This window comes from Thomasclavelia sp. (genome assembly GCF_017889095.1).
Classification (GTDB): domain Bacteria; phylum Bacillota_I; class Bacilli_A; order Erysipelotrichales; family Coprobacillaceae; genus Thomasclavelia.
This window is the reverse complement of record NZ_JAGHEW010000219.1, coordinates 1-9,823: the sequence shown is the minus strand read 5'-3', so window position 1 is coordinate 9,823 and position 9,823 is coordinate 1. Positions and strand designations below refer to the sequence as shown.

General features: G+C 29.1%; 15 protein-coding genes. 7 read left to right on the top strand and 8 right to left on the bottom strand.

Annotated elements, in window-relative coordinates; all coding sequences use genetic code 11:
• The 8 genes from dxs to efp form a co-directional block, all read right to left on the bottom strand.
• On the bottom strand, positions 1–1,389 hold a 1,389-nt coding region (dxs, locus tag J7M77_RS09595; RefSeq protein ID WP_296877907.1), incomplete at its 3' end, for a 1-deoxy-D-xylulose-5-phosphate synthase.
• Positions 1,389–2,237 carry a polyprenyl synthetase family protein gene (locus tag J7M77_RS09590; protein ID WP_296877905.1) on the bottom strand — a complete coding sequence of 283 codons (849 nt, stop codon included), beginning with the start codon at positions 2,235–2,237 and terminating at the stop codon, positions 1,389–1,391. The genes J7M77_RS09590 and dxs, both read right to left, overlap by 1 nt.
• Positions 2,230–2,454, bottom strand: a complete 225-nt coding sequence (gene xseB / locus J7M77_RS09585) for an exodeoxyribonuclease VII small subunit (protein WP_296877903.1) — start codon at positions 2,452–2,454, stop codon at positions 2,230–2,232. Before xseB ends, J7M77_RS09590 begins: the two co-directional genes overlap by 8 nt.
• Positions 2,455–2,464: 10 nt before the next feature.
• Positions 2,465–3,781 carry an exodeoxyribonuclease VII large subunit gene (gene xseA / locus J7M77_RS09580; protein WP_296877901.1) on the bottom strand — a complete coding sequence of 439 codons (1,317 nt, stop codon included), beginning with the start codon at positions 3,779–3,781 and terminating at the stop codon, positions 2,465–2,467.
• Positions 3,781–4,185 carry a transcription antitermination factor NusB gene (nusB, locus tag J7M77_RS09575; RefSeq protein WP_296877899.1) on the bottom strand — a complete coding sequence of 135 codons (405 nt, stop codon included), beginning with the start codon at positions 4,183–4,185 and terminating at the stop codon, positions 3,781–3,783. Before nusB ends, xseA begins: the two co-directional genes overlap by 1 nt.
• Before the next feature lie 99 nt (positions 4,186–4,284).
• The gene (locus tag J7M77_RS09570) at positions 4,285–4,623 is read right to left on the bottom strand and encodes an Asp23/Gls24 family envelope stress response protein (RefSeq protein WP_296877897.1); all 339 of its coding nucleotides are present in this window, start codon (positions 4,621–4,623) and stop codon (positions 4,285–4,287) included.
• Between the two features lie 51 nt (positions 4,624–4,674).
• Positions 4,675–5,145, bottom strand: a complete 471-nt coding sequence (locus J7M77_RS09565; RefSeq protein ID WP_296877895.1) for a SpoIIIAH-like family protein — start codon at positions 5,143–5,145, stop codon at positions 4,675–4,677.
• Positions 5,146–5,225: 80 nt separating this feature from the next.
• A complete protein-coding gene (efp, locus tag J7M77_RS09560; protein WP_296877893.1) occupies positions 5,226–5,783 on the bottom strand; it encodes an elongation factor P in 558 nt (185 codons plus the stop codon).
• A 168-nt stretch (positions 5,784–5,951) separates the two neighbouring features.
• Here efp and J7M77_RS09555 point away from each other — a divergent pair, with 168 nt between their 5' ends.
• From J7M77_RS09555 to J7M77_RS09525, 7 genes are read left to right on the top strand one after another with little or no spacing between them, the layout of a single operon-like run.
• Positions 5,952–6,938 carry an ATPase, T2SS/T4P/T4SS family gene (locus J7M77_RS09555; protein ID WP_296877891.1) on the top strand — a complete coding sequence of 329 codons (987 nt, stop codon included), beginning with the start codon at positions 5,952–5,954 and terminating at the stop codon, positions 6,936–6,938.
• The gene (locus J7M77_RS09550) at positions 6,931–7,932 is read left to right on the top strand and encodes a hypothetical protein (RefSeq protein WP_296877889.1); all 1,002 of its coding nucleotides are present in this window, start codon (positions 6,931–6,933) and stop codon (positions 7,930–7,932) included. Before J7M77_RS09555 ends, J7M77_RS09550 begins: the two co-directional genes overlap by 8 nt.
• Before the next feature lie 16 nt (positions 7,933–7,948).
• Positions 7,949–8,260: a competence type IV pilus major pilin ComGC gene (locus tag J7M77_RS09545; RefSeq protein WP_296877887.1), complete on the top strand. Its 312-nt coding sequence runs from the start codon at positions 7,949–7,951 to the stop codon at positions 8,258–8,260.
• Complete coding sequence (gene comGD, locus J7M77_RS09540) at positions 8,250–8,660, top strand: competence type IV pilus minor pilin ComGD (protein WP_296877885.1); 411 nt, start codon at positions 8,250–8,252, stop codon at positions 8,658–8,660. Before J7M77_RS09545 ends, comGD begins: the two co-directional genes overlap by 11 nt.
• Positions 8,650–8,871, top strand: coding sequence for a hypothetical protein (locus J7M77_RS09535; protein WP_296877883.1), 222 nt, complete (start codon positions 8,650–8,652; stop codon positions 8,869–8,871). The genes comGD and J7M77_RS09535 overlap by 11 nt, the downstream gene beginning before the upstream one ends.
• Positions 8,823–9,287 (top strand): type IV pilus minor pilin ComGF family protein, encoded by a 465-nt coding sequence (locus J7M77_RS09530; protein WP_296877881.1) that lies wholly within the window; start codon positions 8,823–8,825, stop codon positions 9,285–9,287. Before J7M77_RS09535 ends, J7M77_RS09530 begins: the two co-directional genes overlap by 49 nt.
• A complete protein-coding gene (locus J7M77_RS09525) occupies positions 9,253–9,639 on the top strand; it encodes a hypothetical protein (RefSeq protein ID WP_296877879.1) in 387 nt (128 codons plus the stop codon). The genes J7M77_RS09530 and J7M77_RS09525 overlap by 35 nt, the downstream gene beginning before the upstream one ends.
• The last annotated feature ends 184 nt before the right edge of the window (positions 9,640–9,823 follow it).

The window sequence follows — 9,823 nt, the reverse complement described above, 5'->3', positions numbered from 1 at the left end:
TTTTAAATATGTATTAATAAATCTTTTTGTATTTTGGCTGTTATCAGGGCTACAAATAATCACGTTAGGTAGTTGATTTAAAAAACCAATATCAAATACGCCGTGATGAGTAGGACCGTCACTGCCAACAAAACCGCAGCGATCAACACTAACTAAACAGCTAAGATCCATTCTAGCAATATCATGATTCAATTGATCATAAGCGCGCTGTAAAAACGATGAATAAACAGAAATAAACGGTTTTTTCTTAGCTAAAGATAAGCCGCAAGTAAACGTCATCGCATGTTCTTCGGCAATTCCTACATCAAAACAGCGCTTTGGATAATGGGCAAATAAACTGTCCATTGCTGAACCATGGATCATTGCCGGAGTAATGGCAACGATATCCTCGTCATCTTTCATCTTAGTTTCAATATGATCGGCAACAATTTTAGACCAGCTTACTTTTCGATTATTTTTTACTCCTTTTAAAGTACCATCTTTAACATTGAATGGAGCGATTCCATGCCATTTACCTTCTTTATCATTTTCAGCATATTTATAACCCCGGCCTTTTTTAGTTACGACATGAACCACAACACTAGATTTACTTTTTTTAGCAAGATTTAATACTCTAATTAAATCATCTAAATTATGACCATTTACCGGTCCTAAATATTCCACGCCAAAATCTTCAAAAATCGTATCATCGATCAAACCATGTTTAATAAAATCTTTGATTCGTTTAGATACATTAAAGACCATGTGTCCTAGTTTATTATGAGAAGTTAAATTACGGTAATCTTCTTTTAAATTATTATAAGTTCCGCTTATTCTAATTGAAGAAAGAAAATCACCAAAACCGCCAATACTTTTTCCAATAGCCATTTGATTATCATTTAAAATAATAATTACTTTATTATTGATTGAACCTAAATGATTCAACGCTTCTAAAGATTCACCACCAACCATGGCGGCATCGCCAATTACGGGAATAACCTGATAATCATCATGATTTAAATCCCGAGCGACAGCCATTCCAATGGCAGCGCTTAATGCTGTTGAAGAATGTCCCGCTTCAAAACAGTCATATTCACTTTCACAGCGTTTTTGAAAGCCAGAAAGGCCATTGAATTGACGTAATGTAGGAAATTGGCTAGCTCGACCAGTTAAAATTTTATGGACATAAGCTTGATGACCAACATCAAAAAAGATCTTATCTCTTGGGGCATCAAAAACATAATGTAAGGCAATTGTTAGTTCGACAACCCCTAAATTACTTGAAAGATGTCCACCAGTCTTAGAAATGCTATTAATTAAGAATTTACGGATATCACGAGCTAATTTTGTTAATTGAACAATATCCAGTTCTTTTAAAAAGGCTGGATCTTTAATCTTACATAGATCCATTAATTTGACCTTTTTTGTAATTTATCAATAATTTCTAAAATTAAGCCATGATTGATCCTTAAACTATATAACAAGGCAATTGCTTCCTTAAATAAATCATCAATGATTTTTTTAGAAGTTTCTACTCCCATTAAAGTTACATACGTTGATTTATTATTTTCCAAATCACTGCCTATATTTTTCCCTAAAATAGCACTATTCCCTACTACATCTAAAACATCATCCTGGATTTGAAAAGCAAGACCAATTTTATAACCAATCTGACGCCAAGTTTCCTGGTCTTGAACACTGGCAATACAAGCTCCCATTGCTAGTGAGGCACTAATTAAATCACCTGTTTTATGACGATGAATCAAATCAAGCTGTTGTTGATTAGCTTTTATTTTTTCATATTTCATATCTAAACTTTGGCCTAAAATCATTCCGTTTATTCCCGTTGCCTGATATAAAATTCTAAGTAACGCAACTTTTAGTTCACTTTCTATGTTTGTATCTAAAATAATATTAACTGCTTCATTTAATAAACCATCACCAGCTAAAATCGCCGTTGCTTCATCAAACTGGACATGACAAGTTGGTTTTCCCCTTCTTAGATCATCATTATCCATTCCGGGTAAATCATCATGGATCAGTGAATATGTATGGATCATTTCAATTGCACAAGCAATATCAAGATAAGGCTGATAGTCTTTATCATAACTGCGAATTACTTGTAACATCATTAAAGGGCGGATTCTTTTACCACCAGCCTGTAATGAATAATTCATTGCTTCTTTGACTCTAGAATCTTGATATTTATTTAAAATCGTATTTAAACGAGTGTTGATTTGGTTAATTAAATTATCCATTTTGATCCTTTAAATCATAATCTTCTAATTTATCATCAATTAGAATCTTGGCTACTTTATCTTCAATGCCATTAAGCTTGTCATTGCAAATTTTTGAAAGCTTAATTCCTTCCTGGAATAAATCAACACTCTTTTCTAATGATACCTGGTTATTTTCTAAAGCAGCAACAATTTCTTCTAATCTTTTCATTGCTTCTTCAAAACTAATATTTTCCATCATTTTCCTCCTATTTTATGACTGCTTTTTTTATACCATCTTTCATCTTGATTGCAACTTCATCACCAGAATTTAACATTTTACTTTCACTAACGACTTTATCTTCTTTTAATACGATCGCATAACCGCGCTGTAATGTTTTAAGTGGTGAAAGTGTATCTAACTTAGAAATTAAAAAATGATATTTTTCTTGATTAGTCTGCAAAATTCGCTGGACGTTGATACTCATCGCCTGATTCAACAAAGCTAAATGATTTTTTTGATTAGTTAAAAAAAGATTACTTTGGTGATCCAGCTTTTGAATCAGTTGTTTTGTTTTATTACTTGAATTAGTTAAATTGTAATTAAATGCATTACATAATTTATCGTAAAGATAATCGGTTTTAGCCCGTTTATCTTCATATAATTTATTTGGGTTTTTAAATAAATAAAATGATGCTAAACGATTCAAGTTTTCTTGATTTAGATCAATTTTTTGTTTCATCAAATTAACCAAATTGTATTCAATATTAGCAACATTTTGTTTCAATTCCATTAAATCAGGTGTTGCCTTGATTGCAGCGTATGTTGGTGTAGCGGCACGATGATCAGCAACAAAATCACAAATTGTAAAATCAATTTCATGACCAACACCACTGATAATTGGGGTTTTACATTGATAGATCACCCTAGCTAACAGTTCTTCATTAAAGTTCCATAAATCTTCTAATGAACCGCCACCTCGAGCAATGATAATTGTATTAAAATTTAATGTATCGACATATTTTAAAGTCTGGCATATTTTTAAATATGCATCTTTTCCTTGAACGGGAATCGGAAAAATAATGATTCTAACAATGGGAAACCGTAATTTAATTGTTCTTACAATATCTGCCAAAGCGGCACTAGGATATCCAGCTAAAACAGCAATTTTAGTAGGAAATTTAGGAATTTCCTTTTTTGCTTCTGGTAAAAACAATCCTTCGCTAGCTAACTGTTTTTTTAATTTTTCATATTGTAGAAAAAGATTCCCTAATCCGTCTTGTTCCATACTATCAACATATAGCTGATAGGTTCCAGCTACGTCATATACGGAAACACTAGCCTGAATTAATACTTTCATCCCGTTGGCTGGTTCAAAAGGCAATTTATTAGCTTTTGAAGCAAACATAACTGCATTAACTCGAGAATTTTCATCTTTTAAAGTAAAATATAAATGCCCAGAGTTATGATGCTTAAAGTTAGAAACTTCACCTTTAATATAAATTCTTTGCAGTTGGTTATCACTGTCAAATTTTGCTTTTAAATAGCGATTTAAAGCACTGACAGTTAAATATTTGCGCTCCATTAATTTACTTTTGTCAATAAACCATTAATGAATTTATAAGAATCGCTATCACAATATTTCTTAGCTAACTCTATTGCTTCATTAATAATTATTTCCTTACTTTGATCAGTTTCCAACAGTTCATAACAAGCAACAACTAAAATTGCTAAATCAATTTTAGATAGACGATCGATCGTCCAGTTTTTCCGTAAGTGTTTAGCTACTTCATCTTGATATTTACCAATATTAGTGACAATACTTTTGATCATCAATAAACAATAATCATAATCATCCTGATCAGCACATAAGCTTTTATCACTATTTAAATATTCAATAATTTCTTCTTCAGTTGTATCTACTAATAATTTTTGATATGTAGCAATTACTGCTCTTTCACGTATTAATTTTTTTCTATATTTTTTCATTAAAACCGTCCTTCCAAAATACCTATCATGATTTTACCATATTTATGAGTTAAAATAAATGTATAAGCCAAATTAAAAAGATTATCAAGCGATAATCTTTTAGAAATTAATTCCCTTTACCTCAATGTTAACTTTTACATTTTTTATCCCGGTCATTTCAAAACAGCTTTGTGCAATTTTATTTTGTAATGCAGTTGTAAGTGTTGTAACATTTTGGCCATAGTCTACTAATAAAGCAACATTAATTGAAACCTGATTGTTTTTATTGATGCTTACTGTAACGGGACCATTACCAGGGATAGGAATCATATTTCCTTCGAATTGAATTCCATCGATTGAATTTACCGCTTTTTCAACAATTGATTGAAAAACACTCACTCCGATATTCAATTCTCCTAAATTTGACGCATTTTTTACTGAATAATATTCCTGACTCATATCAATTACTCCTTTATATACTATATATTGTATATAAAATCAAGAAAAAATTCAAGTATCGCTAATAAACTTGACCTCTACTTGATATTCATTACCAGTTTGATCCATAATTGTTTTAATGATATTATTCGCATCACTACTATTAGCGTCTTTTTTATCAACTACAACTTTAATGATTTTGTTTTCTACTTCTACAAAAGCGCTTTTAAAGCCAGCATCATTAATAATTTTAGTAATCTTTTTTTCTAATGCAGCTGTTTCTTTCGCTTCACTGATCGTTGCCAGTGCACTAGCTATTTCATCACTATTACTTTCACTTGAAGCGATGATTGCATTATTTTCACTAATCAAATCCGCCCTTTCTTGATCTAATGTTTCTTGTAATATTTCAATTTGCGACATTTCCTCGTTGCTAACTGCTACTTCGTTACTATCAGTTTCAGGTGGCAAAAGAACATAATAAATTGAAAGCACTAAAATTAGACTAAATAATGTTAAAAAAGTAATTGCTTGTCTATTCATATTATTTCTCCTTTATCACTACTTTAATATATGCAAAAAGTAAATAAATATGAAAAAAACACTAGTCGAATAAACTAGTGTTAAGCTCTACCTTGATATTTACCATCAACAGTATTTACAACTACAATTTCTCCTTCAGAAATAAATAGTGGCACTTTGATGTTAAAACCAGTTTCAATTGTTGCATTTTTAGTAGCTCCAGTTGCTGTATCTCCGCGTACTGCTGGTTCAGTTTCGATGACTTTAAACGGAACGTTGATTGGTAAAGCTACTCCTAAAACTTCACCTTCATAACTTGTAACTTCTACTTCATCACTTTCTTTTAAGAAATTAATTTCCCATTTTAAATTATCAGCTGAAATTTCAATTTGTTCATATGTTTCATTATCCATAAATACTAATGCATCTCCAGTATTATATAGATATTGCATTTTACTTTTATCAATATGAGCTCTCTTTACTTTATCGTTACCACCAAAAGTAACTTCAGTAGTTGCCCCACTTCTTAAATTTTTCATTTTTATTCTAATATTAGCTGCCGCACGAGCTGTTTTATTATGAGAATAATCTAATACGACATATAAATTACCATCATATTCAAAAGTAACTCCTGGGCGTAAATCTCCAACACTTATCATTTTAAATATCTCCTTATACGTAATTTTACTTTGTAAGTATATCAAAAATCATTCATAAAGTGAAGAACTTTTGTAATTATTAGAATTTAAAGAATTTTTTTTAATTTTTTTCTTTTTTTTAAAGTAATTTTTTTGTTTTGGGAGTAAATGTTAATAGGAGGTATTTTTATGGACGAGTTATTTGAAAAAATTTTGAATCATGCAATTGAAAGCAGAACGACTGATATTCATTTTTTAATGAAACATCAGTGTACTATTTCCTTTCGTCAACAGGGAGATCTAATTGTTTATGATCGATTGGAGAGCAAAATGGGTAACAAGTTATTCAATTACATTCGTTTTAAATCAAATATTGATATTAATTATCGCCTGCGACCTCAAACGGGACATTTAAGCTATATTTACGAAAACAATATTTATTATTTAAGAATTTCTAGTTTACCAGGTAAAGAACTTGATAGTTTAGTTATCAGGATCTTAAATAATCATCGAACTATTGCCATTGATGAATTAACAATATTTAAAGATGTAACTGATTTTTTAATTGATATTACTGCTAAAACATCGGGCTTATTTATTGTTTGTGGAGCAACTGGTTCGGGTAAATCAACGACTCTTTATGCTTTACTTGATGCTATTAATCAGCGATATTCAAAAAATATAGTCACTCTTGAAGATCCGATTGAAATCAAAAAAGATTATTGTCTGCAGTTACAAATTAATGAACGATTAGGAATAACTTATCAAAATTCTTTAAAACAAATTTTAAGACATGATCCCGATATTATCATGATTGGTGAAATTAGAGATGAACAAACTGCAAAATTAGCGATTACCTGTGCTTTAACCGGACATTTGGTTTTAACTACTTTACATTCTAGTAATTGTTTGATGGCGATTAAACGATTATTAAATTTGTCAGTTTTAAAGATTGATCTTGAAGATGTATTAATTGGTGTTTTATCGCAAAAAATGCTTTATCAAAAGAATAATCATAAACCACTAATTTTACCTGAATATATTGATCGTCAAAATATTTTAGCTTATTTTAATCAGGAGAAAATTTGTTACCAGGACTTTAAAAGTCGAATTCAATATTTATTAGAAAAGGATTTGGTTAGTTATAACCAAGTAGCAGGAATAATTTATGAATGAGGATTATCGTTTATTAGAAAATATTGCTTCTTTTTTAAAACAAGGTTATTTAATGGAAGAAATTATTAGTATTTGCAAAGCAGTTTATCCTAATTCTAAGATCAAATTAATTGAAACTGCTTTAAATGAAGGGACAGCTTTGGATGAGGCGATAATTAAATGTAATTTCAATGCTACATTTATTGAATTTTTTAAGTTTTTTCGTCTCCAAAATAATCTTGCCATGGCAATAGAACAAAGTTTGGCGATTTGGAAAACAATGAATGATACTAAAAACAAGTTAAAGAAACAACTAACATATCCATGTATCCTGATTGTTTTTCTAGTTATCTTTTCTTTGTTTATTGTTTATGGCTTACTGCCATCAGTAAATCAACTATTTTTAGAATTTGATATTAGTCCATCTATATTCATTTTGATAATTTTTATGTTATTTAAAATTATTCCAATTTTAATCATTATTACTATTTTGATCTTTACTTGCTTATTAGCTACAACTATCTATGCAATCAAAAAACAATATTTTAAACTTCTAGATTATTTAGTTTTTAAAGTTCCGATCATTAATCAGCTAATTAGAAAATATTATTCAATTAAATTTGCTTTGTATTACAACGAACTATTATTTAACGGTTATGATTCTACTGATATTATTATTACTTTGTATCAAAAAATTGATGATAGTGATATTAGAATGATTGTCTATGAAATTTATTTAAAAATTATTGAAGGTGAAGCGTTAGTTGATATTATTAGTGATTTTGTTTATTTTGAACAATTGTTAGTTATTTGTTTTAAATTATTATTACATAATCATGCAAGAGAAAAATCATTAAGCGATTATTTAAGTTTATCGCTTGATAGTTTAAATTATCAGATTAATAAAGTGATGAAAATTGCAATTATCTTTGTCTATGGTTTTACTGCAATATTTGTAATAATCGTATATCTTTCAATTATTATTCCTATGATGAATGTTGTAAAAAATTTATGAAAAGGAGAAAATTATCATGAAATCAATTAAGCATAATGGATTTACTTTAATTGAACTAATCTTTTGTATATCAATTATTTTAGTTATTTTGCTTTTAGTTATCCCTAATGTTACCAGTAAAAATCGAATTGTTAAGGAAAAAAGCTGTGATGCTCAAATTGAAGTAGTGAATTCACAAATTGTTTTATATGAAATAGAAAATGGTGAATTACCTAGTAGTATATCTGATCTAACATCAGGTGAGCATCCCTATCTGACAGAAAAACAGGCTACATGTCCTAGTGGTTTATCAATTTATATTAGTGATGGTCAAGCTTATGCCAGATAAAAAAGGTTTTACTCTAGTTGAAATGTTGTTTGTTTTAAGTATTATCATTGTTTTAGGGACTTTTACGCTTCATTATAGTATTACTACACCTATATTAAAAACTTCTTTAAATCAGCAATGTAACTATGTTATTGCGCTTTTAGAAGAAGCTAAAACATTGGCATTAACTTCACATCAGCAAGTCGATATTAATATATCTAATGATAAAATCGGTTATCTTCAAGCAAACTTACATCGTGAAGTTAAATTAGCTGATGAATATTATTTTAGTAATTCTTATGAATTTCATTTCAACAAAAATGGCAATATCAGCAGTGGCGGTCGTTTGGAAATTAGTGGTTTTGATCAAAGTCAGACAATTATTTTAAATGTTGGCAGTGGTGCATTTTATGTTAAATAGACAAGGCGTAACTTTGGTTGAAACATTGCTAGCTTTCAGTATTTTTGTTAGCTGTATTGTAGTGATTTTAAGCTGTTATAATGTGACATTAAGTCATGTTTATCAAAATGAGCAAAACTATTTAAAATATCTAGAAAAACAAATGGATAAAGAAGGTCAATTATGGAACTCAAGCGAATTAAGCGAAAGTATTTTAGAGGTTTTACCCTAGTTGAAGCATTATTTTCGTTAATGATTTGTTTATTGATCGTAATTAACTTTGCTTCGATTTTAAGATTATTTAAGGCTAATGACAAAATTGAAATTATCAGTAGTAATTTTTCTTTAGGGGCTAATCAAATAAGTAAAATGTTATTTACGGCTAAAGACATAGAAATACTTGATTATTTGTCATATACAAATGAACAAGATGAACAGTTTACTATTTCTTTAAACAATCGTCGCGTTGTCAAGGAACCGGGTTTTGATATTATTATTCATGATGTCGATTCATTACAATTTTATCAAATTGATAATAATATCTATATGGAAATTAGTCGAAAAGAGCATGACTATACCTATTTAATTGCTTGTGATTATCAAATAAAAGAAGATGAAATTGAAAGTAGTGAAGAAATTGAAAACTAAAGGAACTATTTTACAAATTGTTTTGATTATCTTGATGGTTACGATTTTAAATATTGGTATCTTTTTTTCCAGTATTATTGAAAATAGTCGCAGCATCCAAAGAATTAAAGAATTAGATGAAAATCGTTTATTAGAATTGACAATTATTCGCTATTATAAAGAAACGATTGTTAATAGTATTTTATTTAGTGATGAAATTACTGTAGGCAAATATCAAATCTATTATACCGTTGATGATTTAGGCAGTTATTATTATATTGTTACAACTGTAACTACAAATGAAAATGAATATTCATTTGAATTGGAAATTGATTTAGAAAAATTATTAATTACCTCTTTTGAATACCGTTAAAAATTATAGACAAAAGCATCACTGGATGCTTTTGTTTTTAAATAAAAACCACGCCTAAAATGAAATGAACCCCGTTATTTGGACACCCGAATAAAGGAGGTTCATTTTTATTATGGCAAAACTGACAAGAGATCAAAAAATAGAATTATATGAAAAACGAAAACAGGGATGTACTGTATCATCA